This window comes from Flavobacterium sp., from assembly GCF_031423415.1.
Taxonomy (GTDB): domain Bacteria; phylum Bacteroidota; class Bacteroidia; order Flavobacteriales; family Flavobacteriaceae; genus Flavobacterium.
In genome coordinates, this window is sequence record NZ_JANPFL010000102.1 from 66,765 (window position 1) to 90,899 (window position 24,135).

The following is a 24,135-nucleotide window of genomic DNA, read 5'->3' on the forward strand; positions in this document are numbered from 1 at the left end:
TATCTTTGTATAAAATGCTTTCATTATGGTTTACTGGAAAAAACTCTCGCAAGAAGAACGAAAAAATAGAATTCAAAAAGCATTAGATGAAAATGTGAATTTCTCCAACGATGCTTCCTTAGGTTATCCCGCTTCAAAACTGGATGGAAAAGTTTTTTATGATGACGCGCCATTTTTGAAAGATGCACCAACATTGCAGACTTATGTAGCAAATCCTAATCACATTGGTTGTCACACTTTAGGTACTTCCGAAAAAGCTTTTAAGGGAACTCAGGAAATAGAACGCGAAGTTTTAAATGTTATAGCGGTTGATATTTTCAAAGCAGAACCAGACTCAATTGACGGCTATATTTCGCCTGGCGGAACTGAAGCTAATATTCAAGCTTTATGGATGTATCGCAATTTTTTTATGCATCAAAAAGGTGCGAAATTAGATGAAATTGCTATTATTGCTTCCGAAGACACGCATTATTCTACACCAAAAGCAGCCAATGTTTTAATGTTGGATTGGATAAAAATTCCCGTTTCTTTCAAAAATAGAGAAATCGATAAAATAGCTTTGGAAAATGAAATCAGCAAAGCCAAAGAAAACGGGAAAAAATACTTTATCGCTGTGGCTAATATGGGAACGACAATGTTTGGTTCTGTAGATAATCCCGATGATTATACTTCAATTTTAGAAAAACACAATGCCGAGTACAAACTTCATATTGATGGAGCTTACGGCGGTTTTGTTTATCCGTTTAGCAACCAGAAATCGACCATTAATTTCAGTAATCCAAAAATAAGTTCCATCACTATTGATGCGCATAAAATGCTACAATCGCCTTATGGAACTGGCGTTTTTATCTGTAGAAAAGGATTAATTGAAAATGTTTTGACCAAAGAAGCCGAATATGTCGAAGGCATGGATTTAACCCTTTGCGGAAGCCGTTCTGGTGCGAATGCTGTGGCGGTTTGGATGATTTTGTTTACCTATGGTCCTTTTGGCTGGTTCGAGAAAGTGAGTGTTTTGCAAATGCGAACCCAGTTTTTATGCCACGAATTAGACGAATTGAACATCCAATATTTTAGAGAGCCATTTATGAATATTGTGACAATTCATTCGCAATATATTCCAGAGGAAATCGCCGAAAAATTTGATTTAGTGCCTCAACAACATCATCAAGGCAACAAATGGTATAAAATTGTACTGATGGATCATGTAGAAGTGCAACATTTGACTTCGTTTATCAACGAATTGAAAGCAACTATCCATGTTTAAAAAGGAATTAAGGGAAAAATATAAAACCTTGCGAAACCAACTTTCCGAAGAAGATTTGGCGGAAATGAGTTTGGCTATTGCCAATAAAGTACTTGCACTTCCCGTTTGGGAGAAAACCTACTTTCATATATTTTTGCCCATAACCGAGAATAAAGAAGTCAATACTGAGTTTATTTTGCATTTGCTTTTCGGAAAAGACAAAGAAATCATTATTTCAAAAAGTAATTTTGACACTAGAGAAATGAAACATTTTCTTTTGACAGATAATACCAAAATCAAGAAAAACGAATACAATATTCCAGAACCAGTTGATGGGATAGAAGTTCCAACTAATAAAATTGACGTGGTATTTGTTCCTCTCTTAGCATATGATAAAACAGGACATCGAGCAGGCTATGGCAAAGGATTTTATGATAAATTTCTAATGGAATGCAAACCCGATACGATCAAAATCGGACTTTCCTTCTTTGAAGCTGAAGAAAAAATTCAAGATGTTTTTGAAAGTGATGTAAAACTAGATTATTGCATAACACCTAATGAAGTTTATGAGTTTTAAATTGCTAATTTACCCAATAAAAAGGCGCTCTCAAACTACCTTTAAGAACGCCTTCTCCAAAATACTAAAACAAAACTAACTAATTCGTCTCTCCATTTAAAAATAATCAATTTTTAAATTATTATAACGTACAGAAAATAAACATATTGTGTAGAAATGAAAAATATTTTAAATTTTTTTAATGAAGTTTTAAAATTTTTTCTGTGGTTCAATTTTGCTTTATAAGTCAATTTTTAAGTACTTTTGATAAAATCTAATAAAATAATGGCCGAAAATTTAAAATTTGCCGTAATTGGCGGAGGAAGTTGGGCAACCGCAATTGCAAAAATGTTATGTGTAAACCTGAAAGAAATTGCTTGGTATATGCGAAATGAAGACGCAATCGAACACATAAAAATTCATCATCATAATCCAAATTACCTGAGTTCTGTAGAATTTGACATAAAAAAATTAAAACTTACAAGTGACATTAATGAAGCAGTAGCTTATGCTGATTATATCATTTTTGCTATTCCATCAGCTTTTTTAAATGGAGAACTTGAAAAAATAACCGAAAGTTTGGAAGGCAAAGTCATCTTCTCAGCCATCAAGGGAATTGTCCCTGAAACAAGCTTAATTGTTGGAGAACATTTTAATATTACGTACAACATTCCATTCGAAAATATTGGTGTAATTACTGGTCCTTGTCACGCCGAAGAAGTCGCTTTAGAACGTTTATCCTACCTAACCATCGCTTGTGGTGATGCAAAAAAAGCCAAAATAGTAGCCAAAAATTTATCTGGAAACTACATCAAAACCAAAATTTCGGATGACATTATTGGTACAGAATATGCGGCAATGCTTAAGAATATTTATGCTATTGCTGCGGGAATGGCTCACGGTTTAGGTTATGGCGACAATTTTCAATCGGTATTGATGAGCAACGGTATTCGAGAAATGAAAAAATTCATCAGAAAAGTACACAAAATGAAGCGAAACATCAATGACTCGGCCTATTTGGGGGATTTATTGGTAACGGGGTATTCTATTTTCTCCAGAAACAGGATGTTTGGAAATATGATTGGAAAAGGCTATACCGTAAAATCAGCTATGATGGAAATGAGTATGGTTGCCGAAGGTTATTATGCTGCGAAAAGTGCTTATAACCTCAACTTAGGTTATGGTGCCAACACTCCAATAATTGATGCCGTTTACAGCATTTTATATGAAGGAAAATCTGCAAAAGCGGTGTTTAAAAAATTAACTGAAAAATTAGATTAATATGAGCGAAAGGTGGAAATTTCAACTTAAAAACGGTTTGATTTGGGGATTAATCATGTCATTTCTTATGTATGCTGTAGACACAATTGATATGTCTTTTAGAGATGCTTTTTTAACTAGAAAAAATTTATTTCGAATTTTATTTTTTGTGATAACCGGTATATTTTTGGTAGGTTATTTTAGTTGGAAGAAAAAAATTAAAAGTGAAAAAACTCCTGACTTACCTCACAATAACACCATCCACAAATAAAAGTGGCACTTCCTCGACATAATCTGGAGTGATAGAATTGGCTCTGAAAATATATTTTCGGTCGTATAAGGTATTGCCAATAAAGAAAGTAACCATAAACTCGTTGTTAAGTGCCAAAACACTTTTTTCGACCATTTCTACTTTTACAAAAGTAACAGCTGGCACTTCTATAAAAGCGTGACGCAAAAGAGATGTTTTCTTCATCTCGCCATCAATGGTTCCAAAAGCTTTAGAAACAACCATAACACTATCCAATTGAAAATCGCTGTCGTTTACTAAATAGATGTACCAAACTTTTTCCATAAAGTCGTCGCTCCATTCTTGGACTGCGGCAAGGAAAACGTTTTCTACTTCGGGGATGATGATGTCGGATTTCATAATGATTGATGATTTCAGATTAACGAATGTTGATTTTTGATGTATTAAATCTGGAATCTAAAATCGTTAATCAACATTCTTAAATCTAAATACTAGCTTTGAATTGCTCTAAGAATCGAACGTCATTTTCGTAAAACATTCGGATGTCGCCAATTTGATACAACAACATCGCGATTCTTTCGATTCCCATTCCAAAGGCAAAACCGGTGTATTCTTCTGGATTAATGTTGCAATTTTTCAAAACATTTGGGTCCACCATTCCGCAACCACCAATTTCTAACCAACCGGTTCCTTTGGTAATTCTATAATCGGTTTCGGTTTTTAAACCCCAATAAATATCAATTTCGGCGCTTGGTTCTGTGAACGGAAAATAAGATGGACGAAGACGAATTTTCGATTTTCCAAACATTTCTTTAGTGAAATACAAAAGCGTTTGCTTTAAATCAGTAAAAGATACATCCTTGTCAATATATAATCCTTCGACTTGGTGAAAAATACAATGCGAACGCGATGAAACGGCTTCGTTACGGAAAACTCTTCCCGGAGAAATGGTACGAATCGGCGGTTTGTTGTTTTCCATATAACGCACCTGTACGGATGAGGTGTGTGTACGCAACAAAATATCTGGATTAGTTTGAATGAAAAACGTGTCTTGCATATCACGCGCTGGATGGTATTCCGGCAGGTTTAATGCGGTGAAATTATGCCAATCATCTTCGATTTCTGGTCCTTCGGAAACATTGAATCCTACGTTGGAGAAGATGTCGATAATTTGGTTTTTTACCAATGATATTGGATGACGAGAACCAATAGTTACTGGTTCTGGAGAACGAGTCAAGTCACCATAAAATCCTTTGTTTTCTTCTTTACGTTCTAAAGATTCTTGAATTAATTTTACTTTTTCTTCAGCAGAAGATTTTAACAAATTGATAACTTGCCCAAATTCCTTTTTTTGATCGTTGGGCACGTTTTTAAATTCGGCGAAAAGTTCTTTTAAAAGGCCTTTGCTTCCCAGAAATTTGATTCTAAACGTTTCTAAATCTGCTGCGTTTTGAGTTGAAAAAGCTTGTGCTTCGCCAATATATTCTTTAATCTTGTCTATCATTTTCATCCAATAATTGAGTGTGCAAAATTAAGAAATTTGTTTGAGGTTTAAAGTTTAAAGTTTAAAGTTTCCACGATAAATCTGAAATCTGCAATCGTTACTCTACAATCATCAATCAATTAATTCCTTTTCGATAAAATAATTGACAATCGCTTCTTTCATTAAAACAGATTGTTCTCCAGCTTTTAGTGCCGGCAATTCCTCTTTAACTTTGTAATGCGGCCAACCTTCTTCATCGAAAAATTCGAATTCATAAAAACCATAAGGTTCTAATAATCGGCAAATGGCGATGTGCATTAGGTTGAGTTTTTCGTCTTTTTCGAAGGTGTTATGCACTTTTCCGAGTTCTTGAACTCCAATTAAATAAATTATGGCATCCAAATCAAGGTCTTCGCCTTGCGAAAATTGATTGGAAAGTAAGTTGACAAGCTGTTCCCAGCGTTCTTTTAGTTGCGTATCTCTTGACATTTCGATTTTAGATTGCAGATTTTAGATTTTAGATTGCAGATTTTAGATTGCAGATTTTTTTAATCGGAAATCTAAAATCATAACTCTAAAATTATTCGTGCAAATATAAGAAGTTGAAAATGGAATATTCTTTATCTTTGTTCTTTATTCTTTATTCTTTATTCTTTATTCTTTACGTTTATGTTATGAGTTTATTAGATATTATTTTGGGTATTATTCTTGTTATTGGTTTATTTAAAGGGATAAAAAACGGACTTTTTGTTGAGTTAGCTTCACTAATTTCATTGATTTTAGGAATTTATATCGCCATTAAGTTTTCGTATTTAGCAAAAATAATGTTATCGGGATTTGTGCATTGGAACCCAAAGACCATTCAAATCACGGCTTTTTTAATCACTTTTCTTGTTGTGGTTGTTGCTATTTCACTTTTGGCAAAATTTCTTACCAGCATTGCCAATTTTGCGCAATTAGGTGTTATAAATAAACTAGGTGGTGGCTTTTTTAGACTTTTGAAAACAATATTAATTTTGAGTATTTTTTTGAACCTTTTCGAAAAAATAAATTTTAATAATACGTTTGCCAAAAAAGAGACTTTAGACAAATCGTTGTTTTATCGTCCTATTCAAAAAACGGCCGGATTTATTTATCCTTCAATTGAAAAATGGTATGATGATTTGAAAAAAAAGTAATCAGCGGTCAGCGTTGTAGTGGTCAGTATTTGCGAGAACCGAACACTAAAAACTGAATACCTGTCTGCCGACAGGCAGGCTGAACTCTACTCTTTCACTTCCCTAATTGCCGTTTTCTGAATCCAACCCTCGGTTCCATCTGTCAATTGAATTTTTTTCCAACTGTCCAATGTTTCCAAAACAAAAACTTTAGTTCCTTCGTGAAGGGTAAACACGGTATTACTGGCGTTTTGTGGTTCGCTTTTTACCAAAACCATTTCAGCAAAAACAATTGCTGGTCTTTCTCTTTCATAATGATTTTTCTCGGTAATTGCTGATGAAACTGATAGCAGCATCAGAAAAAGTATTACAAACATTCCAAAGAAAAACATCCTTTTTGAGAAAGTAAACCTAGAAAAATAGTACCCTGAAAAACATAGTAAAAACAGTATCGAAAAACCAACCGAAATCCAAGCCCAAGTATTGTAATCAAAAATAGATGTGAAGTTGTGTACCATTTTTGAAAAACCCACTTGAGGAATCACTTTTATCTCATCGATTTGCAGTTTTTGGGCAAATTTAAGGTTGTTTGTAATTTCAGCATCATTTGGATTGAGCACTAAAGCTTTTTCGTAATTGTAAATGGCTGGAGCTACTTTATTCAATTTGTAATAGCAATTTCCTAAATTGAAATACAATTCCGCTGAATGTTGTTTCGCATTCAAAACACTTTCGTATGCTGAAATTGCTAGTTCGTATTTTCCTTTTTGGTACAGGCTATTTCCTTTTTCAAAGCTACTTTGAGCAAAGAAAAATTGGGTTGTTAGCAGTAATATAAAAATTATCTTTTTCATTATGTATGTTTTTTGGACATAGATGGAATTGATTCGATAAATCAAAAACACGGATTTTACGGATTTTATTTGAAATCTGTTTTCATCTGCGTTGTATGCATCCGTTTTATCTTCGTACTCATTTTTAAGTGATCTGTTTTTCTAAATCCGAAATTATTTCCACCGCTTTGTCAAAATCCTGCTGAATCGCGGTGCTTGATGATTGTGCAAAACGAGCCAATTCACAGTTTTCCGTCAAGTTGACAAAATCGATTACAGTTTGAGCATTTGCATTTCTTGATGTTAAAAGCTGTTGAATATTGCTTTTACTCATATCCGAGGTTTCAATGTGAAGCTTGGCTTTCAAGAAATTGTGCATCGCTTTTTCTAAAGCCACATAAAATGGCTCTTTGTTGTTGATTTGTTTTTTGGCTTCTGACAAATATTTTTTAGCCAATTTGTTGTTCATTTTTATTCGGTTTCCAAATACATCGCTATCAATGGCTTCTTTTTTCTTTTTGAATAATACAATCAATGGCAACATTAAAAATGGCAAAAGCAATAATCCATAAAATGTTTTTGACCCTAAAAAATCCTCCTCTTTCATTGAAATAAACTCGGTTTTCAACTTAATATATTTGAATTGTTCGCTACTCGAAACTATATTTTTAGAAGTTCCCGGCGATGTTGCTGCTACTTGATCATTGGCCGAAGGTCCATCAAGAACATTTATCATTATTTCTGGTGAGGTAATCGTTTTGTATTTTCCAGAACTTAAATCAAAGTACGAAAACTGCATTGGTTTTATTGGATAATTCCCTTTGAATTGCGGAATAACCGTATAATTATCGGAGATTTTTCCAGACATTCCTGATAAACTAGTGTTCACTTTCTCGTCGTGAACAGGATCGTACATTTCGAGTGAATTTGGAACAACAGGTTTTGGCAAATTGAACAATTTCATATTTCCGCTTCCAGAAACATTTACCAATAAATCTAAGCTTTCACCGTTTTTTAAATTCGTTTTCGAAGGCGTTACTCTAAAATCAAATTTACCTACAGCTCCTGAAAAATCTGCTGGTTTGCCAGCTTCTGGAAGTGCTTTTACGGCAATTGTCTTGGCTCCGGCCGAAACTCTTTTGTTGTCATTAGTCACGACAACACGTCCAAACATATCTCGACGATTGGTTGGCAATTGGACATCAATATCTAATGATAAAGGTTCGATAACTAATTTGCCCGATTTTTGCGGATACAAAACGGTTTTTCGAAGTACTACAAAACGGTATTTCTCGCCTTTAAACATTCCTTCTTCGCCCACTAGTTGTTTGATGTCAATATTTTGACTCCAAAAATCATTGTATTTCGGTTTGTCTAATTCTCTCCAATTTGTAATTCCAATATTGTAACTGAAATACAGTTTGTAGACTACGGTAATTGGTTCGTTGATGTACGGATTTGTTTTAGAAATATCGGCAACCAAATACAAGTTATCATCGGCAGAAACTTGAGGTGCGTCATCTGGGTTTCTTGCTTCTTGCACTGCGTTAGTGACCGTAATTTTTATTGGAGATGTTTTATAAATTTGACCGTTATATTCAATAGTAGCTTGTCTGATAATCAGAATCCCTTTTTGATTAGGCAAAAGATAATAAGAATATATTTTTTCAAAAGAACTTTTTCCGTTTATCCACGACTGACTTACTTGCTGGCTTGGTCCTGCAATAACTCTAAATCCCTCAAATGACGGTTGTGTGAAGTTGTCTCCGTCCATATTCATTACGAAATCTATGCGAAGTCTTTCGTTAAGTCCAAGCGAAGTTTTACTCACTTTGGCTTCAAATTGTACTTGAGCCAAAAGTGAATTGCATACTATTAAAACTATCGCTATTATGAATTTTTTCATTTTATTTCCTCACCCCAACCCTCTCCGAAGGAGAGGGAGTTGAAACTGGGTACATTTTATTTTGTTATTATTTTTAAATTCTAAAAATGGAATTATTCAATTTTTTTAATATCATTGAATTACCAATCTTTTTCGGTTTGAACTGGTTTTCCTTTAACTTTTTGGGCATTCACCTTGTCTTGAATTTTCTTCTCTTCGTTATTTACGGCATCCAAAAGATTTTCAGTTCTTTGTTTAGAAATTCCGCCTGGCTTTGGTTTTGGTTTTCCCTCGTCCTTTGGTTTTTCATCTTTTTTATCCTTATCTCCCTTGTTATCTTTTTTGTCTTTGTCTTTATCTCCGTCCTTTTTATCGTCTTTTTTATCTTTATCTCCGTCTTTCTTGTCGTCCTTTTTGTTTTTGTCCTTGTCTTTATTTTTGTCTTTATTCTTATCGTCCTTTGGTGGATTTTCTTTTAGCATCTTTTTGGCCAAAGCATAATTATAACGAGTTTCTTCATCAGATGGTTTGTTTCGCAACGCATTTTTATAGGCTTCAACGGCGTTCGAATAATCCTTTTCTTTCATAAAAACATTCCCCAAGTTGTGAAACACTTTATGACGTTGCACTCTTGACTTTGTGTTTGTTAATGCGGTGTTATAAGCAAATTTGGCTTCTGCAGCTTGGTTTTGTTTGTAAATGGCATTCCCTAAATTGAAAGGAGCAACAGTTCTTTTTGGAAATTTGGAATGCGAAATCCGGTAATTTGCCTCAGCATCAACAAATTTCTTTTCAGCATATTCATCGTTCGCTTTTGGCAAAGTTTTGTCTTGCTCTTGCGCCGAAACTGCAAAAGAAAGTGTTAGGAAAATATATAAAATATAATTTTTCATTATTCTTTTTCGTTAAATAAATTCAACTTTTGAACCCATTTTGTCTTTCTTTCTAAAAGGAAAACATCTAGAAACAACAGTACAAATGCAAAACCCAAAAACCACTGAAATTGGGCTTGAAAATTAGCCATTTGGGTCGATTCGAATTCTGTTTTTTGAATATTGTCCAACGCATTTTTCACATAATCCAAAACTGCTTTTGTATTGTTCCCGTCGACATATCCCCCTTTTGTAGCTTTGGCAATGGTGGTTAGTCCTTCTTTATTTAATTTTGTGATAACTACTTCATTGTTATTATCTCTTTTAAAACTTTCGACGACGCCATTGATTCTGAGCGGAATTGTGCTTCCTTTTTCGGTTCCAACACCAATGGTGATGATTTTCATTCCCAGTTTGTTTGCCTCTTCCGCTGCATCTTCTGCTCCTTCTGAATGATCTTCGCCATCCGAAATTAGTATTAATAATTTACTGGTTTTGCTTTTTTCATCGAAAAAAGTAGCCGACATCTTTATGGCTTCGTCAAGCGAGGTTCCATTTGAAGAAACGATGTCGGTATTCATACTTTGAAGAAACATTTTGGCAACGCCATAATCAGTTGTAATTGGCAAAACGGGAAAGGCGCTTCCTGCATAAGCTACGATTCCTATTCTATCACTGCCCAATTGATTGATGATTTGCGAAACAATTTGTTTGCTTTTTTCCAATCGGCTTGGCGCCACATCTTCAGCGAGCATACTTTTGGAAACATCCATTGCAAATACAATGTCAATTCCTTCTCGTTTTACAGTTTCCATTTTAGTGCCAATCTTTGGATTTACCAATCCTAAAATTAATCCTACCAATGCCAAAAGCATTACAATTAGTTTCAAAATAGGTTTGAAAACAGATTTTTCGGGACTTAATTTTTTAACCATATCTAAATCACCAAATTCGCGCTGTTTTTTTCTTTTCCAATATTGATTGTATAAAAAAAGCAGCACAAAAAATGGCACTATAAAAAGAAGGTATAAATATTTTGATTCGTCTAATTCCATTATCATTTAACCACGAAGGTCACTAAGTTTTTTCACTATGTTCACAAAGTTAATTGTAAACTGTATTTATAATGTTCCGTTTATTACTCTTTTAACACCGTTTTTTAATAAACTAACATTGAAATTAATTAACAATCCTAATTTACAATTTGATAATCTTAAGTAGGTTAGCAATTGTGCCAGATGAACATCTTTCAAGACTTCAACTGATTTAATTTCAACTATAAATTTATCTTCTACAATAATATCTATTCTATATCCTGCGTCAAGTTTAACTTCTTCGTAAACCAAAGGCAATTGTTTTTGTTTTTCTACTTTTAAATTATACTTCTTTAATTCATAAAACATACACTCTTCATAGGCGCTTTCTAATAATCCTAGGCCCAAAGTTTGATGAACTTTTAAAGCACTTTCAAAAACAATTTTTGATATATCATTCTCGCTCATATTTTTATATCGTTTACTTTGTGCTCTTTGTGGATTCCTTGTGCCCTTTGTGTTTAAAACTAAATAAAACTTCTGTAAACCGTGTTTCGCAATCCTAATTCTAACAAAATTAAAAATCCTGCCAACCAAACAAAAGGCCTGTATTTTTCGTCATAATCATAGAATCTTAATTCTTTGATTTCGGTGGTTTCCAGTTTATTGATGGAGGCATAAATTTCGGCCAATTTACTGTTGCTCGTTGCTCTAAAATACTTTCCTTCCGTTTTTCTGGCTATATTTCTCATTAACTGTTCGTCAATTTCCACTTTCATCATTTGGAATAAAATTTGTCCGTTTGGCGAAAGTGCATAAGGTGATTCTGCCATTCCGTTAGTTCCAACTCCAATAGTATATACTTTTATTCCGTATTGTTTGGCAATATCAGCGGCAGTTTCAGGCTCTATGAAACCCGCGTTATTTACACCATCGGTCAACAAAATAATAACTTTGCTTTTGGCTTTGCTGTCCTTTAATCGATTCACAGCAGTCGCCAATCCCATTCCAATTCCTGTTCCATCTTGTAAAACTTGGTCATATTTTATGCTATTTATGGCATCTAAAACCACGGCTTTATCGCTTGTTACTGGCGTTTTTGTATAAGCTTCAGAGGCATAAACCACGAGGCCGATTCGGTCATTTGGTCTTTGTTCAACGAAATCGGCAGCCACATCCTTAAGTGCTTCCATTCGGTTTGGTTTCAAATCTTTGGCAAGCATACTTCCCGAAACGTCCATTGCCAAAACAATATCAATTCCTCTGGTTGTTTTGGTTTGATTGCTAACATCAACCGTTCTTGGTCTTGCCATAGCAATGATCAAGGAACATAAAGCCAATATTCGCAAAACATACAAAAGCGGTTTTAGTTTTGTTGCTAAAGTACTCGACCCTTTGAATCCTTGCGTCGAGCTCATCTTCAATGTTGCCGATTGTTCATTTCTTTTCCAATACATCCAAGCAACGGCCATCGGAATCAAAAGAAACAGCCAAAAAAACTCTGGGTTTAAAAAAGTTACTTTTCCCATTATTGTTTTGTGTTTTGAAGTTCAACTGAGTTTAAAATTCGTTCTGATATTTCATTGGCGTATTTGTCACCTTCTTCGTGAACGATTATAATTTGCTGCAATCCGCCATCTTGACTGAAAATTAAAACTTCATAATATAATTTTGTGCTGCTTTGACTATTGCTGTTAATTTGCGCAAATGTTCCGAAGCCTTTCAGGCCTTTGATTCCTTCTTTTGTTTCAAAATCTTCTTTTTTCACAATCATATTTTGAGCACCTTGAGCTTCCATAGATTGCAAAGCTCCATCCAATGATTTATCCAAATCGATTTGTGTTTGCTGCTTAAAATGTAAGGTAGAAACCATAACATAAAAGTTATCAATCAGGCTTCCATAAGCAAACGACTGCATTTCTTTAATCAAAGCCATTCCATTTTTTGGTAATGATTTTGTCAAATCCACTCGTTTAAGCACTTTCGGTGTTTCAATTCTTACTATTGGATTTCCGTATTCGCTTTTTATCCAATCGCCTTCCAATAATTCTTTTGTTTGGCTGCCCAATATGTTGTCTTTAACATAATCAAAGCCTTTGGTCGTAACCAAGAAAATCAATATTCCAAAAACAAGTCCCACGATAACACCAGCAGCGGTCATAATGCGAGCTTTTTTCTTTTTTTGCAATTCTCGCTTCAATTGTTCTTGACGTTGCATTTCGTTAAGCAACATTTCATCATTGTTTTCGATTACAACTGGAATGGATTTATCCAAGGTTATAATAGATCTTTCTATCTTTTTGCGGTCTTCGGTGATTTCAAAATCTAACGGTTTTGACTTGGCAAATTTCACTAAATCAGCTTGTTTGAGAACCATAAACAAATTGTCGATGGTTTCTTGCGACAGCTTCATTTTCTTTTTCTGAGAAGCGATTTTAAGACTTTCAATCAATTCCGAAGTCGTACTTTCCATTGCTGGAATTTCGATGGCTTCTTCAATATAATTTCTAACAATATCGGTCAATTCACTGTAATATGCTTTGACTTCGCCGTGTTGCCAAAGTTCTTTTTTTTCCAAATTGTTCAGCAAACTAGTCGCTTTTTCGATTGGGGTTTTATAAATTTCTTTTTCTATTTGCTTCTTTTGACGAATTTTTAAATACCAATAAATAAATGCTCCACTTCCTACTAGTAGTAATAAAACCAAAATATATTTCCACCAGTTGCCCATTCCTTCATTGGCTGGAACAATATCCTTGATGTCATACATTTTTTGTTTCAAGGTATCCACTTGAACATTGGCAACCTCAACTTTAAGCGAATCTGATAAAAAAGCTTTGTTATTAATTAAAATTTTTATGCTCGGAATCGTGTATTTCCCGGAATCGAATTGGGTCAAGCCGTATTTTTTGATTAATTCGTAACGGTCATTTTTCCGAATCGTGTCAATTGGATACGACTGAATTACTTCGAGCGCACCTAAGCTTTTTGCGTTCGGGAAAACTACTTTCGACAAAGTATCGACATTGGTTTTCAACGTAAGCTTGAATTCGGCTCCAATTTTATTTTTGGTAGTATCAATACTGGTTGTCACTTGCTTTTGTTGTGCAAAAACAGCAGTGGAAAACAGAAAGTATAATAGTAATTTTTTCATTTTTGATTTGGCAAACTTTTGATTTTTGACTGAAGATTAACGATTCTTGATTTCAGATCTATGTAGAAATTATCGAATCTTTCTTATTTTAAAATCATTTCATATTTGCTTTAGCCGTTTTAATACTTGATACAAAAATTGAAATTAACTCGTTGGCTTCGTTTTTTGGAAGCGCCAATCCGTTCAAATCGGTTGTTAGATTTGCTTTTTCAATAATTTTTAAACAAACAAAACTTTCTCTTAATTCTTTCAAACATATTCCCATCTTATGAACAAAATCTCTGCTGCTTTCGGCGCTTTGGGCTTCCCCATAGTTTAATGCTGGAGACGTTCCTGAACGAATAATTTGGCCTGCTAAATGATTCCCAGCATAATTGTTTTTAAAACTATTTGCTGTGATTATAATCATTGCTGCAAAATCTATCAATCTATTTTCAAGTTCTTGTTTGTTCATTTTTATTGTTTTTTTTTCACTAAATCAAAAATTACCTTTTCCTATCTAGCCAAATCTGAAATCAAAAATCGTTAATCTTCAATCTGAAATCTTTATCTCGATTTAAAATAGCCCAATAATTTAGTTACATAACTTTCGTCAACCCTTGTATTTACTACGCCAGCTCCAGACTTACTGAAAGTTTCCTTGAAATATTTTACTTTTTCGTTATAGTATTTTTCATAATTGAGTCGCACTGATTTCGAACCTGTATTTATTAATTGTGTTTCGCCAGTTTCAGCATCAAGCATCGAAACCATTCCTAAATTTGGCATTTTCTCTTCGCGAATATCATATACTCGGATTCCTGTAATATCGTGTTTCTTAGAAGCTATTTTCAACGTATGCTCGTAATCTTCAGAAATGAAATCCGAAATTACAAAGACGATGGCTTTCTTTTTCTGAGTACTTGACAAGAATTTTAAGGCTTGAGCAATATCTGTTTTGTGGCTTTTAGGTTCGAATTCGATTAATTCACGAATGATTCTCAAAACGTGTGAACGTCCTTTTTTTGGCGGAATATATAATTCGATTTGGTCTGAAAACAAAATTAAGCCAATTTTATCATTGTTTTGCGTTGCCGAAAACGCCATTGTTGCTGCAATTTCGGTAACGATATCTTTTTTGAATTGGTTTTTGGAACCAAAACTTTCTGAACCCGAAATATCCACCATCAACATCATTGTCAATTCGCGTTCTTCCTCGAAAACTTTCACGTGTGCTTCGTTGTAACGAGCTGTAACGTTCCAGTCAATCGCACGAATATCATCGCCATATTGATACGGACGCACTTCGCTAAAAGTCATTCCACGACCTTTGAACGAGGTGTGGTATTCCCCCGAAAAGATATGATCGCTCAATCTTCGGGTTTTGATTTCTATTTTTCGTACTTTTTTTAAGAGGTCTTTTGTTTCCATTATAGAGAGTGTTCAGTGTTCAGATTTTAGTATTCAGTACTTGACTGACCACTTATAAACTGACCACTGCTAACTGATTTAAGGTACTTCAATCTCGTTTACGATTTTGTTAATGATGTCAACTGAAGTAATATTTTCAGCTTCTGCCTCATACGTAATTCCAATTCTGTGACGCAATACATCGTGAACCACGGCGCGAACGTCTTCTGGAATTACATAGCCACGACGTTTGATAAAAGCATAACATTTTGCAGCATTCGCCAAATTAATACTTCCACGTGGCGAAGCTCCGAAACTAATTAGTGGTTTCAAATCAGCCAATTTGTACTTTTCAGGATAACGAGTGGCGAAAATAATATCTAGGATGTATTTTTCAATTTTCTCATCCATATAAACTTCGCGAACGGCTTCTTGCGCACGCAAAATTTGTGCTACAGAAACTACCGGATTTACTTTTTCGTAACTTCCTTTTAGGTTTTGACGCACGACCATTCTCTCATCTTCCATTTTAGGATAATCAATCACGGTTTTCAACATAAAACGGTCAACTTGCGCTTCTGGCAAAGGATAAGTTCCTTCTTGTTCTATCGGGTTTTGTGTTGCTAAAACCAAAAAAGGTTTATCCAATTTGAAAGTGGTATCGCCAATAGTCACTTGTTTTTCCTGCATTGCTTCTAACAATGCCGATTGTACTTTGGCCGGCGCACGGTTGATCTCATCTGCAAGAACGAAATTAGCGAAAATGGGTCCTTTTTTTATAGAAAATTCATTGGATTTAATATTGTAAATCATAGTTCCCACCACATCGGCCGGTAATAAATCAGGAGTAAACTGGATTCTACTAAACGATCCTTGAACGGCTTGCGCCAAAGTGTTTATCGCTAATGTTTTTGCCAATCCAGGAACCCCTTCAAGTAAAATATGTCCTTGCCCCAAAAGTCCAATTAATAATCGCTCAATCATATGTTTTTGACCTACGATTACTTTATTCATTTCCATGGTAAGTAAATCGATGAAGGCACTTTCTCTTTCTATTTTTTCATTGATGGCCCTGATGTCCAAAGTACTTGTGTTTTCTTCCATTTTAGTATTTTATTTGCTGTAAACTGTGTTCATTTTTTTTGATGGTGCAAATTGAATTTTTTTTTAGAAGTAAGATGTTAATAAATGGTTAAAACTTCTCACAAACACTGAATTTTAAGGATGTTTTGTGATAGTATTTTCATAATTTTAAACTTTTAAAAAAAAACACATCCGAATTAAGAATTCACTACTAATTTTATACAATTGAAACCAATGACACAAACACCTTTTTCCAAAATTATAGCTGGTACAATGACTTGGGGAATTTGGGGCAAGAAGCTGGACAAAAATCAGATAACTGATTTAATGAATTCCTGCATTGAAATCGGAATTACCACATTTGATCATGCCGATATTTATGGCGGTTATACCACTGAAGCTGATTTTGGAAACGCTTTTGGCGAAAGCCAGATTAAAAGAAAAGACATTCAACTGATTTCAAAATGCGGCATTCAATTACCGACAGCCAACAGAAATACTAAAATCCATCACTACAATTATTCGAAATCGCACATCATTTGGTCCGCCGAAAACTCTTTAAAAAATTTAAAAACAGATTATCTGGATTTGTTTTTGTTGCACAGGCCAAGCCCTTTGATGCAAGCTGATGAGATTGCCGAAGCGATTGAAAAACTTAAAACTGATGGAAAAATCCTCGATGTTGGCGTTTCTAATTTTACTCCGAGCCAAACCGATTTAATCCAGACAAAAACGAAAATTAATTACAACCAAATCGAGTTTTCGGTTACGCATTTAGAACCAATGCTCGACGGAAGTTTAGATTATATGCAACTTAACAAAATTCGACCTATGTGCTGGTCACCAATGGGAAGTGTTTTCAAAAAAGCCGACGATAAATCGATCCGAATCAAGAAATTGGCAGACCAACTTTCGCTAAAATACAATGTCGAAATAGACGTTTTGCTTCTTGCCTGGATTTTGAAACATCCTGCGGGAATTTTACCGGTTTTTGGCACCGCCGATAAATCTAGAATCACTAATTTGATGAAAGCTATAGAAGTTCAATTGGAATTAGAAGATTGGTTTTCCTTTTGGACTGCAAGTACTGGAAATCCAATTCCATAAAAAATATTTGAAAAATAATAATGCTAATTACGATTAAAAAAACAATAAAATATGAGTAAAATAGCCCTAGTTACAGGAGCAACAAGCGGCATTGGAAGAGCAACAGCAAGAATATTGGCTCAAAATAAGTATAAAATTATCCTTTGCGGACGAAGAGAAGATAGATTGAAATCTCTCGAAAAAGAACTTTCGGAATTTACAGAAATTTATACTTTGTCCTTTGACGTTCGGGATAAAAAAGCGGTTTTTGAAAGCATTATTTCTTTGCCTTCTGCTTTTTCAAAAATTGATGTTTTGATTAATAATGCTGGAAATGCTCACGGACTAAGTAGTATACAAGAGGGCAATTTAGACGATTGGGATGCTATGATCGACATCAATGTAAAAGGTCTTTTGTATGTTTCGAAAGCTATAATTCCAAAAATGATAGAACAAAAATCGGGTCATATTATCAACATTGGTTCCGTTGCCGGCAAAGAAGTGTATCCGAACGGAAATGTGTATTGCGCATCAAAATTTGCCGTTGATGCCTTGAATAAAAGTATGCGAATGGACTTGAATCCTTACGGAATTCGGGTTGGTGCTATTCATCCAGGAATGGTAGAAACCGAGTTTAGCGAAGTACGTTTCAAAGGTGACAAGGACAAAGCTGCCAATACTTACAAAGGTCTAAAACCCTTAACACCAGAAGATATTGCCGATATTATCCATTTTGTAGTTTCGAGACCTTATCATGTCAATATTGCCGATTTGATTGTGTTTCCAACCGCTCAAGCCTCGGCAACCATTGTAAATCGGACTTAAATTTTTTAAAGTTTTAGAAGCAATACATAAAATCGTTAACTTTGAAGTAAATTCTATAAAAATGGAAATCGCAACACAAAAAAAAGAAATTATAGATTGGATTTTATCCATTGAAGACCAAACAGTTTTAGATGAAATTGAAACCCTTAAAAAACAAACTAGTTTTGATTTTGATGAAGAATTTAAAAAAGGGCTCACTGTTGAAGAATTTAGAAAACGAACAACTGAGTTTATAAAATCTCTTCCGTGGAAAAAGTAATTATTGTTTACAAGACCGAAGTAGAAAATTACCTAAATGAGCTTATTTTTAATTTGTTTAAAGAAAAATATTTTAGTTATGTAGAAAATTCTATATTGTACAAAGATAAAATAATCGATTTCATAGAAAGTGATATTGCTACTTTCCCTTCCAAAAATACTCCTGCAGCACTAAAAAATTTTGGTTCAAAATACATTTTCTATAAATCGAATCAACGAACAACTTGGTATGTTTTTTTTGAAAATAAAAACAACAATTATCTTATTACCAACATTATAAACAGCCATTGTGAAGAAATTAAGTGGCTTTGAATGCAATCACAAGAGCAAATTGTAACATTGCTCTTTTTTTATTTTTAAAAAATGATTAACAAACGGCTGCTTATCAAAAACCTATTAGCTCACAATGATGAGAGTAGTTTTTATGACAAAAAACGCCAGTTGAATTTACATTCGCGTGAGGGAAAAGCCAAGTTTTTGAAACACATTTGCGCTTTATCCAACTCGAATCCTGCCAATAATTCCTATATCGTTGTGGGTGTCGAAGATCAGGATAACGAGATTGTAGGCGATGATTTTTTTGATGACAGTCGGATTCAGAATTTGGTGAATGCCTATCTTGAAAATCCACCTAAAATTCAATACGAGAATGTGCCTTTCCCTAATTTACCTAAAGATAAAGTGGTAGGATTAGTTACCATAAAAGCCAAAAGCAAAACCTCACATTTCAAAAAAGGCATTTATACGATTCCAGCCAATAGCGTTTTTATTCGTCGGGGCAGTAATACCGTTCCTGTTGAAGAGGAAGTCGAAAAAAATTATCAAAACACCGAAACCGTCATTAGAATTGAAAATAATTCCAGAAATAGCATTGGTTACACGCTAGATGGCGTAATTGATTTTATGAATTTTCGGCACAAAGATATGGCGCCAAAATACAAAGTCTTCAAGGAATTATTTGTCATTTGCTGGGCTGGCGTGCCTAAAAAACACCGAGACACCACCTTTCTTTCTAGAGTTGACATTGAACTCATTAATGAGCAAATCAAGCTGTTTTACTCTGCTCAGGATGTGGTGACGATTACTTTTGACGACGATTCTTTTACGATTATAGAATATGTTCCTTTGGGTTTGAATGACAAAACAAGTTTTTATCCTTTGGAAAAACAAACCCTTCATTTTCATGATAATGGCTATTATAAAATTGACCGAGAATTCCTTTTTCAACCGCCAGAATTCAATCGAAAAATGTTGTTTCATATTTATAATTCGAATATTTCTTTGTTGAACAAACTTCAAAAAGGACTTTCGTTAACTGAGCGAGAACAGAAAGATTTAGAAAATTTACCCTCGACATTTATGATTTGTTACCTCAACGGATTTGAAGATGCTAAGCAGAAATTGATTGATGCCAAATTGCTTTTGAAACCTTTCACTTCGGTATATTTGTCGTTTAAAGAAGCGTTACGAATCCTGAGGAAGATGAAGTATGATGTGCAGTAAAGAGTTTAGATTTAAATGGCAGAAAATCCTTTTGATAGTTTATTCTAATTTATATTTATATTTGAAAAACAATAAAGCGCAACAAACCTTCGCCAATCTTCCCTAATATGGGTAGATATGCTCAGTTTTTAGATTAAAAAATGAGTATATAAATGAGTTGGCGGTAATTTTACAACTCTTATCTAAAAATGGAACAAAACATACACTTCAATCGAACTAAAATCTCTTTAAGAATTTTATATGGATTTGCCTTAATAGCAATTGGTTTTTGGTTACTATATGGAGATACGCAAGCTCTTGATAGATTTCCAAAATTAGCAGATCCAAATTTGAAAAAATTTATGGGTTATCTTATTATCGGACTTATGAGCGTTGGAATTGTTTTTTTAATCAAATGTTTAGTCACAAATAAGGTTGGATTCGAAATTGACAATGATGGGATTTTGGATAGAACATCAATATTTTCAAAAGGGAAAATATTTTGGCGCGATATTGAAAATGTTGAAAAAACTACTATGAATTTTTTTATAGAAATTCCAGCGCTCAAAATTTCCTTGAAAAACTCAACTAAACCCAAATTATTTTCGGCAGGTCTTTTAGATATTTCTTTAGATGATTTAATTAAAAAAGTTACAGAAAAATTCGAAGAAACTACCGCCAACAGCTACCACAACGGATTTGGGCAATAGGCTTAATGGAAAGTTGGTTTTGTATTTGGGAGATTTGGCAAATCCGAAGAATGGCTTTAATTTAGTCCCAAACCCGCTGCAGTACCAGAACGTTAAGAATTTTAAGAAATATGAAGTATGATCAGATGTAAAATTCAATCAAAACCAATTAGACAATAAACAAAACAAAATGAGAACATTAGTCATAGGCGACATTCACGGTGGTTTGCGGGCGCTGCACCAAATTATGGAAAGAGCCAAAGTTACCCCAAAAGATACCTTAATTTTTCTAGGTGATTATGTGGATGGCTGGAGCCAATCTCCCCAAGTGATTGATTATTTGATCGAATTGAAAACCACGCACAATTGCATTTTCATCCTTGGCAACCACGATGAATTACTATTAGATTGGCTTACTAAGACAAAGGATAATCCTTTATGGTACAAGCACGGCGGTGAATCGACTGTTTTGGCTTATGCTAATGTAAGTAATGAGACTATTCAAAAACACATTGAATTCATTCAGTCATTAGAAAATTACTATCTCGATGAACAAAATCGGTTGTTCATTCATGCTGGTTTTACGAATATGAATGGTGTGGATTATGAATATTTTCCGAGACTATTTTATTGGGATAGAACGCTCTGGGAAACCGCATTGGCATTGGATAAAAAGATGAAAAAAACTGATCTTTTGTACCCAAAACGATTGACTTTGTATAATGAAATTTACATTGGTCACACGCCAGTTTCTCGAATTGAGAAAACCACTCCGGTACAAATGGCCAACGTATGGAATGTGGATACCGGAGCAGCATTCAGAGGGCCACTAACAATAATGGATGTGGACAGCAAAGAATTCTGGCAAAGCGAACCTTTGCCAACTTTATACCCAAGTGAAAAAGGAAGAAATTAAAATACTATATTTGCAAAAAAAACATCACTATGAAAAAGATTTTTACAATCGTATTATTAGGTGCACTCTTTATGGTTAATGCACAAGCTTTTAAAGGTAAAGGAGATGCAAAACTCGGTATCGGGGCGACCGTTCAAAATGGAGGAACGGGAATTATGGCTTCTACTGATTTTGGATTAGGCGAAAACATTTCTATTGGAGTTCTTGCTTCTTATTTGTTGGGCGGAAGCCAAATTCAAGACGTTTCTAGTGATTATCGTTTTGATGTTAAAGCAAGAATTAATGCTAATTTAGGAAGTGTATTGAACGTTTCTCCAAAATTTGATTTGTACCCTGGTTTGAATTTAGGTTTGAAAAACTTTGGCGGACATCTTGGTGCAAGGTATTTCTTCACTACGGGATTTGGAGTTTTTACTGAATTTTCTGTTCCATTTGCAAAGTATGATTCAGAGGCTATTTCGAAATACAACAATGGCTCCTCGTTTAATATTGGAGCTTCGTTCAATTTAGATTAGTCAAGTTTACGACAAATAAAAAAGCGGCTTGACGAAAATCAAGCCGCTTTTTTTATGAAACTTTAGTTTTTACAAATAATATTAAATTAAAGACTAGCTTTAAAAAAAATTCGTTTTAACACTCCATTTTTTTCTATTCCTTGCACTATTAAATTAAACTGTTTATTTGTTTTATGAAAAACATTACAGTGAATTAATTTGATATGTCCAAGGTACAATTCGTGCTTAAAAACTTTTACAGCTTTTTTATCATATAAATTAGTTGGCTCTAATTCATATCTTAAAACATCTCCAATAGAAACTTTATCGGAGGAGATTTGAGACTCTGACAAATTAGTTATCTCGGTTACAAAAGATAAATTATCAACAGGGTTAAATTGAGCTAAAAACTCAAAATTATCGGTTGGCAACAAACCTTGGGTAAAAGCTAACATATAAAATTTATCTTCTTTCTTACTTAAATCTATATTCCAAAAATCATAAAACTCCTGTAAATCTGGTCTTTCACTGCGCATTAATCTTTGACCAAAAATTTCAATTACATTTTCTGTATAAATTTTATTTGTATCTGGAAAACCTTCAAAATGAACAAACCCTGAGGCCTTGGCTTCTTCAACACCTTCCTGATTGTATTGAAAGCGGATTCCTTCCGAGGCACTTTTCTTAATAGTACCAACAGAAATTCTTCTACTGCCTTTACCTGGTCTCCAGATAAGGTGTATATTTCCTATTGCTTTCATAAATATTGGATTAATTTTTCAATACGCAAAGTTACCAATTTAAACATCAATTGTTTTCTTGTTTCCGATAATTTAAAGTTAATTAAATTTGTTGGAACATTTATATCGATGTTTTCAATTATCTCTTTTATTGATTTAGAGTTGTATTTTTCTTTAACTCTTGCTACGTGTTTTCTCGTTTCAATTGGATAGTTTATCAACAGTAATTCTACAAGTTCGAAATGTTTTCTCTTTTTTAGATGTCCTTCCCAATGAATCTCTGATTCTCCTTTTCTTATGTATGATTCAATCATTTGAGAATCGTTAATTGCCTTTTCAACCCAACTATCCTCACGTTCTCTTCCTAAACAACAACCACTATCATATATTGGTGCAAAAGAAGAACTAATAATATTTGTTAAAACATCTGTTACTTCATTATTAATCGCTTTGAGTAATAATTCGGCTTTAAATATTCTTTTTAATTCATTGTTGTCCGATAAAAACTTGAAAAGCTACTATTTATAAGCATTTCAACTGTTTTGCTTGTTTTTTAGTGTTCTTTGTAGAACTCAATATTTGAAATTTAGAAAAATATTTTTTCAAATATTGAAGTTTTAAGAGTGCCTTTTTTTTATGCTGAACTCAAAATTTCATCTGCTGAATTCTTGTCAAACAATCCAAATTGCACATAATAATTCTTATCTATTTCCCATTGCTTTTCTGAACTTTCAAGAAATTTTACTATATGAATATAATTGAATAAATGAATTCTACAAAAGCTAACCAAATTTGAGAAAGACCATTTTTTCTTTAGCGTTTTTCTGATTACCTCTATCAATAAATTGGCAATTAATGCACAATATATCTGAATCTTTATTGCGTTCTCATTATCTCCTAAAAAATATTTCAAAGGAAAATTTTGTTTTAATTGTTTAAAAACTAACTCTATTTGCCAACGTATTTTATAAAGTGCTGCAACGGTATCTGCTCTAAAATCAAATAAATTAGTAATAAATTCAAATACTCTTTTATTTTCTCTGTCATAAAATCTTATTTTTCTCAATTTTAGTTTAGAAACTAAGTTATTTTCTTTGACTTCTACTTCTATAATTGTGTCTAATAAGACACCGCTGTGTATTGTATCTGAAATACTATTTTCTTCATTTATTTCAAATTTTGCATTGTCTTTTAGTCTTGTTACAAATCCTGTTTCATTATCAGTAAAAAGTTTAAAAGCCTTATAATCATTATATCCCTTATCAAACACATATATTGTATTACTGTCTAATTTGAGCTTCTTTAAAAATTGTTGGTCATTAGTTGCTCCAGAAGAAAACCAAACCATTTCTGGAACCTTTTCATCTGCATTTAGCACCGAATGGGCTTTAATTCCGCCTTTACTTTTACCGCTTAAAGATTTTCTCCCTGTGCATTTTAATATCT

The 24,135-nt window shown here is 33.7% G+C and carries 28 protein-coding genes; 12 read left to right on the top strand and 16 right to left on the bottom strand.

Annotated elements, in window-relative coordinates:
• Nucleotides 1-25: 25 nt before the first annotated feature.
• The 3 genes from RMO83_RS09235 (at nt 26) to RMO83_RS09245 (ending at nt 3,080) form a co-directional block, all read left to right on the top strand.
• The gene (locus tag RMO83_RS09235; RefSeq protein WP_310559393.1) at nt 26-1,264 is read left to right on the top strand and encodes an aminotransferase class I/II-fold pyridoxal phosphate-dependent enzyme; all 1,239 of its coding nucleotides are present in this window, start codon (nt 26-28) and stop codon (nt 1,262-1,264) included.
• Nucleotides 1,257-1,820 (top strand): 5-formyltetrahydrofolate cyclo-ligase, encoded by a 564-nt coding sequence (locus tag RMO83_RS09240; protein WP_310559394.1) that lies wholly within the window; start codon nt 1,257-1,259, stop codon nt 1,818-1,820. The genes RMO83_RS09235 and RMO83_RS09240 overlap by 8 nt, the downstream gene beginning before the upstream one ends.
• 264 nt (nt 1,821-2,084) lie before the next feature.
• Nucleotides 2,085-3,080 carry an NAD(P)H-dependent glycerol-3-phosphate dehydrogenase gene (locus RMO83_RS09245; RefSeq protein WP_310559395.1) on the top strand — a complete coding sequence of 332 codons (996 nt, stop codon included), beginning with the start codon at nt 2,085-2,087 and terminating at the stop codon, nt 3,078-3,080.
• Nucleotides 3,081-3,300: 220 nt separating this feature from the next.
• On the opposite strand, the gene RMO83_RS09250 is transcribed toward RMO83_RS09245, so the two are convergent.
• From RMO83_RS09250 to RMO83_RS09260, 3 genes are all read right to left on the bottom strand, one after another.
• Nucleotides 3,301-3,708, bottom strand: coding sequence for a hypothetical protein (locus RMO83_RS09250; protein ID WP_310559396.1), 408 nt, complete (start codon nt 3,706-3,708; stop codon nt 3,301-3,303).
• 85 nt (nt 3,709-3,793) lie between these two features.
• On the bottom strand, nt 3,794-4,813 hold the full coding sequence (gene pheS, locus RMO83_RS09255) for a phenylalanine--tRNA ligase subunit alpha (RefSeq protein WP_310559397.1): 1,020 nt from the start codon (nt 4,811-4,813) through the stop codon (nt 3,794-3,796).
• Nucleotides 4,814-4,924: 111 nt separating this feature from the next.
• Nucleotides 4,925-5,281: a hypothetical protein gene (locus RMO83_RS09260; protein ID WP_310559398.1), complete on the bottom strand. Its 357-nt coding sequence runs from the start codon at nt 5,279-5,281 to the stop codon at nt 4,925-4,927.
• 119 nt (nt 5,282-5,400) lie between these two features.
• Here RMO83_RS09260 and RMO83_RS09265 point away from each other — a divergent pair, with 119 nt between their 5' ends.
• Nucleotides 5,401-5,970, top strand: a complete 570-nt coding sequence (locus RMO83_RS09265) for a CvpA family protein (protein WP_310559399.1) — start codon at nt 5,401-5,403, stop codon at nt 5,968-5,970.
• Nucleotides 5,971-6,056: 86 nt separating this feature from the next.
• Here the strand turns inward: RMO83_RS09265 and RMO83_RS09270 are convergent, their stop codons facing one another.
• From RMO83_RS09270 to RMO83_RS09315, 10 genes are all read right to left on the bottom strand, one after another.
• The gene (locus tag RMO83_RS09270) at nt 6,057-6,803 is read right to left on the bottom strand and encodes a tetratricopeptide repeat protein (protein WP_310559400.1); all 747 of its coding nucleotides are present in this window, start codon (nt 6,801-6,803) and stop codon (nt 6,057-6,059) included.
• Between the two features lie 124 nt (nt 6,804-6,927).
• Nucleotides 6,928-8,688: a BatD family protein gene (locus RMO83_RS09275; protein WP_310559401.1), complete on the bottom strand. Its 1,761-nt coding sequence runs from the start codon at nt 8,686-8,688 to the stop codon at nt 6,928-6,930.
• Nucleotides 8,689-8,807: 119 nt separating this feature from the next.
• Complete coding sequence (locus RMO83_RS09280) at nt 8,808-9,560, bottom strand: tetratricopeptide repeat protein (protein WP_310559402.1); 753 nt, start codon at nt 9,558-9,560, stop codon at nt 8,808-8,810.
• A complete protein-coding gene (locus tag RMO83_RS09285; protein WP_310559403.1) occupies nt 9,560-10,594 on the bottom strand; it encodes a VWA domain-containing protein in 1,035 nt (344 codons plus the stop codon). Before RMO83_RS09285 ends, RMO83_RS09280 begins: the two co-directional genes overlap by 1 nt.
• Nucleotides 10,595-10,660: 66 nt before the next feature.
• Nucleotides 10,661-11,041 carry a GxxExxY protein gene (locus tag RMO83_RS09290; protein WP_310559404.1) on the bottom strand — a complete coding sequence of 127 codons (381 nt, stop codon included), beginning with the start codon at nt 11,039-11,041 and terminating at the stop codon, nt 10,661-10,663.
• Between the two features lie 59 nt (nt 11,042-11,100).
• The gene (locus tag RMO83_RS09295; RefSeq protein WP_310559405.1) at nt 11,101-12,102 is read right to left on the bottom strand and encodes a VWA domain-containing protein; all 1,002 of its coding nucleotides are present in this window, start codon (nt 12,100-12,102) and stop codon (nt 11,101-11,103) included.
• The gene (locus tag RMO83_RS09300) at nt 12,102-13,727 is read right to left on the bottom strand and encodes a hypothetical protein (RefSeq protein WP_310559406.1); all 1,626 of its coding nucleotides are present in this window, start codon (nt 13,725-13,727) and stop codon (nt 12,102-12,104) included. The genes RMO83_RS09295 and RMO83_RS09300 overlap by 1 nt, the downstream gene beginning before the upstream one ends.
• A 94-nt stretch (nt 13,728-13,821) precedes the next feature.
• A complete protein-coding gene (locus RMO83_RS09305; protein ID WP_310559407.1) occupies nt 13,822-14,181 on the bottom strand; it encodes a four helix bundle protein in 360 nt (119 codons plus the stop codon).
• A gap of 92 nt (nt 14,182-14,273) precedes the next feature.
• Entirely contained in the window at nt 14,274-15,137 is an 864-nt protein-coding gene (locus tag RMO83_RS09310; RefSeq protein ID WP_310559408.1) for a DUF58 domain-containing protein, read from the bottom strand.
• A gap of 78 nt (nt 15,138-15,215) precedes the next feature.
• On the bottom strand, nt 15,216-16,220 hold the full coding sequence (locus tag RMO83_RS09315) for a MoxR family ATPase (RefSeq protein WP_310559409.1): 1,005 nt from the start codon (nt 16,218-16,220) through the stop codon (nt 15,216-15,218).
• Nucleotides 16,221-16,433: 213 nt separating this feature from the next.
• Here RMO83_RS09315 and RMO83_RS09320 point away from each other — a divergent pair, with 213 nt between their 5' ends.
• The 8 genes from RMO83_RS09320 to RMO83_RS09355 all read left to right on the top strand — a co-directional run bounded on the left by RMO83_RS09320 (nt 16,434) and on the right by RMO83_RS09355 (nt 21,970).
• Nucleotides 16,434-17,306, top strand: a complete 873-nt coding sequence (locus RMO83_RS09320) for an aldo/keto reductase (RefSeq protein ID WP_310559410.1) — start codon at nt 16,434-16,436, stop codon at nt 17,304-17,306.
• Nucleotides 17,307-17,357: 51 nt separating this feature from the next.
• Nucleotides 17,358-18,110, top strand: coding sequence for an SDR family NAD(P)-dependent oxidoreductase (locus RMO83_RS09325; RefSeq protein ID WP_310559411.1), 753 nt, complete (start codon nt 17,358-17,360; stop codon nt 18,108-18,110).
• Between the two features lie 61 nt (nt 18,111-18,171).
• On the top strand, nt 18,172-18,369 hold the full coding sequence (locus RMO83_RS09330; protein WP_310559412.1) for a hypothetical protein: 198 nt from the start codon (nt 18,172-18,174) through the stop codon (nt 18,367-18,369).
• Entirely contained in the window at nt 18,357-18,680 is a 324-nt protein-coding gene (locus RMO83_RS09335; protein WP_310559413.1) for a hypothetical protein, read from the top strand. Before RMO83_RS09330 ends, RMO83_RS09335 begins: the two co-directional genes overlap by 13 nt.
• Before the next feature lie 51 nt (nt 18,681-18,731).
• Nucleotides 18,732-19,871: an ATP-binding protein gene (locus tag RMO83_RS09340; RefSeq protein WP_310559414.1), complete on the top strand. Its 1,140-nt coding sequence runs from the start codon at nt 18,732-18,734 to the stop codon at nt 19,869-19,871.
• 188 nt (nt 19,872-20,059) lie between these two features.
• Nucleotides 20,060-20,560, top strand: coding sequence for an STM3941 family protein (locus RMO83_RS09345; protein ID WP_310559415.1), 501 nt, complete (start codon nt 20,060-20,062; stop codon nt 20,558-20,560).
• 169 nt (nt 20,561-20,729) lie between these two features.
• Nucleotides 20,730-21,455 (top strand): metallophosphoesterase family protein, encoded by a 726-nt coding sequence (locus RMO83_RS09350; protein ID WP_310559416.1) that lies wholly within the window; start codon nt 20,730-20,732, stop codon nt 21,453-21,455.
• Nucleotides 21,456-21,484: 29 nt separating this feature from the next.
• On the top strand, nt 21,485-21,970 hold the full coding sequence (locus RMO83_RS09355; protein WP_310559417.1) for a DUF6646 family protein: 486 nt from the start codon (nt 21,485-21,487) through the stop codon (nt 21,968-21,970).
• A gap of 86 nt (nt 21,971-22,056) precedes the next feature.
• On the opposite strand, the gene RMO83_RS09360 is transcribed toward RMO83_RS09355, so the two are convergent.
• The 3 genes from RMO83_RS09360 to RMO83_RS09370 form a co-directional block, all read right to left on the bottom strand.
• Nucleotides 22,057-22,710 (bottom strand): hypothetical protein, encoded by a 654-nt coding sequence (locus RMO83_RS09360; RefSeq protein ID WP_310559418.1) that lies wholly within the window; start codon nt 22,708-22,710, stop codon nt 22,057-22,059.
• Nucleotides 22,707-23,003, bottom strand: coding sequence for a hypothetical protein (locus RMO83_RS09365; RefSeq protein ID WP_310559419.1), 297 nt, complete (start codon nt 23,001-23,003; stop codon nt 22,707-22,709). Before RMO83_RS09365 ends, RMO83_RS09360 begins: the two co-directional genes overlap by 4 nt.
• 320 nt (nt 23,004-23,323) lie before the next feature.
• The coding region (locus tag RMO83_RS09370) for an IS4 family transposase (protein ID WP_310559420.1) at nt 23,324-24,135 on the bottom strand (812 nt) is incomplete at its 5' end.

What these genes read in the sequence shown, in the direction of transcription:
- RMO83_RS09300 (WP_310559406.1), bottom strand. Translation starts at nt 13,727, where the DNA reads ATGAAAAAATTACTATTATACTTTCTGTTTTCCACTGCTGTTTTTGCA.
- RMO83_RS09315 (WP_310559409.1), bottom strand. Translation starts at nt 16,220, where the DNA reads ATGGAAGAAAACACAAGTACTTTGGACATCAGGGCCATCAATGAAAAA.
- RMO83_RS09355 (WP_310559417.1), top strand. Translation starts at nt 21,485, where the DNA reads ATGAAAAAGATTTTTACAATCGTATTATTAGGTGCACTCTTTATGGTT.
- RMO83_RS09295 (WP_310559405.1), bottom strand. Translation starts at nt 12,102, where the DNA reads ATGGGAAAAGTAACTTTTTTAAACCCAGAGTTTTTTTGGCTGTTTCTT.
- RMO83_RS09235 (WP_310559393.1), top strand. Translation starts at nt 26, where the DNA reads ATGGTTTACTGGAAAAAACTCTCGCAAGAAGAACGAAAAAATAGAATT.
- RMO83_RS09260 (WP_310559398.1), bottom strand. Translation starts at nt 5,281, where the DNA reads ATGTCAAGAGATACGCAACTAAAAGAACGCTGGGAACAGCTTGTCAAC.
- RMO83_RS09285 (WP_310559403.1), bottom strand. Translation starts at nt 10,594, where the DNA reads ATGGAATTAGACGAATCAAAATATTTATACCTTCTTTTTATAGTGCCA.
- RMO83_RS09265 (WP_310559399.1), top strand. Translation starts at nt 5,401, where the DNA reads ATGGAATATTCTTTATCTTTGTTCTTTATTCTTTATTCTTTATTCTTT.
- RMO83_RS09275 (WP_310559401.1), bottom strand. Translation starts at nt 8,688, where the DNA reads ATGAAAAAATTCATAATAGCGATAGTTTTAATAGTATGCAATTCACTT.
- RMO83_RS09320 (WP_310559410.1), top strand. Translation starts at nt 16,434, where the DNA reads ATGACACAAACACCTTTTTCCAAAATTATAGCTGGTACAATGACTTGG.
- RMO83_RS09330 (WP_310559412.1), top strand. Translation starts at nt 18,172, where the DNA reads ATGGAAATCGCAACACAAAAAAAAGAAATTATAGATTGGATTTTATCC.
- pheS (WP_310559397.1), bottom strand. Translation starts at nt 4,813, where the DNA reads ATGATAGACAAGATTAAAGAATATATTGGCGAAGCACAAGCTTTTTCA.
- RMO83_RS09280 (WP_310559402.1), bottom strand. Translation starts at nt 9,560, where the DNA reads ATGAAAAATTATATTTTATATATTTTCCTAACACTTTCTTTTGCAGTT.
- RMO83_RS09365 (WP_310559419.1), bottom strand. Translation starts at nt 23,003, where the DNA reads ATGATTGAATCATACATAAGAAAAGGAGAATCAGAGATTCATTGGGAA.
- RMO83_RS09270 (WP_310559400.1), bottom strand. Translation starts at nt 6,803, where the DNA reads ATGAAAAAGATAATTTTTATATTACTGCTAACAACCCAATTTTTCTTT.
- RMO83_RS09350 (WP_310559416.1), top strand. Translation starts at nt 20,730, where the DNA reads ATGAGAACATTAGTCATAGGCGACATTCACGGTGGTTTGCGGGCGCTG.
- RMO83_RS09245 (WP_310559395.1), top strand. Translation starts at nt 2,085, where the DNA reads ATGGCCGAAAATTTAAAATTTGCCGTAATTGGCGGAGGAAGTTGGGCA.
- RMO83_RS09250 (WP_310559396.1), bottom strand. Translation starts at nt 3,708, where the DNA reads ATGAAATCCGACATCATCATCCCCGAAGTAGAAAACGTTTTCCTTGCC.
- RMO83_RS09310 (WP_310559408.1), bottom strand. Translation starts at nt 15,137, where the DNA reads ATGGAAACAAAAGACCTCTTAAAAAAAGTACGAAAAATAGAAATCAAA.
- RMO83_RS09305 (WP_310559407.1), bottom strand. Translation starts at nt 14,181, where the DNA reads ATGAACAAACAAGAACTTGAAAATAGATTGATAGATTTTGCAGCAATG.
- RMO83_RS09340 (WP_310559414.1), top strand. Translation starts at nt 18,732, where the DNA reads ATGATTAACAAACGGCTGCTTATCAAAAACCTATTAGCTCACAATGAT.
- RMO83_RS09360 (WP_310559418.1), bottom strand. Translation starts at nt 22,710, where the DNA reads ATGAAAGCAATAGGAAATATACACCTTATCTGGAGACCAGGTAAAGGC.
- RMO83_RS09325 (WP_310559411.1), top strand. Translation starts at nt 17,358, where the DNA reads ATGAGTAAAATAGCCCTAGTTACAGGAGCAACAAGCGGCATTGGAAGA.
- RMO83_RS09290 (WP_310559404.1), bottom strand. Translation starts at nt 11,041, where the DNA reads ATGAGCGAGAATGATATATCAAAAATTGTTTTTGAAAGTGCTTTAAAA.
- RMO83_RS09345 (WP_310559415.1), top strand. Translation starts at nt 20,060, where the DNA reads ATGGAACAAAACATACACTTCAATCGAACTAAAATCTCTTTAAGAATT.
- RMO83_RS09240 (WP_310559394.1), top strand. Translation starts at nt 1,257, where the DNA reads ATGTTTAAAAAGGAATTAAGGGAAAAATATAAAACCTTGCGAAACCAA.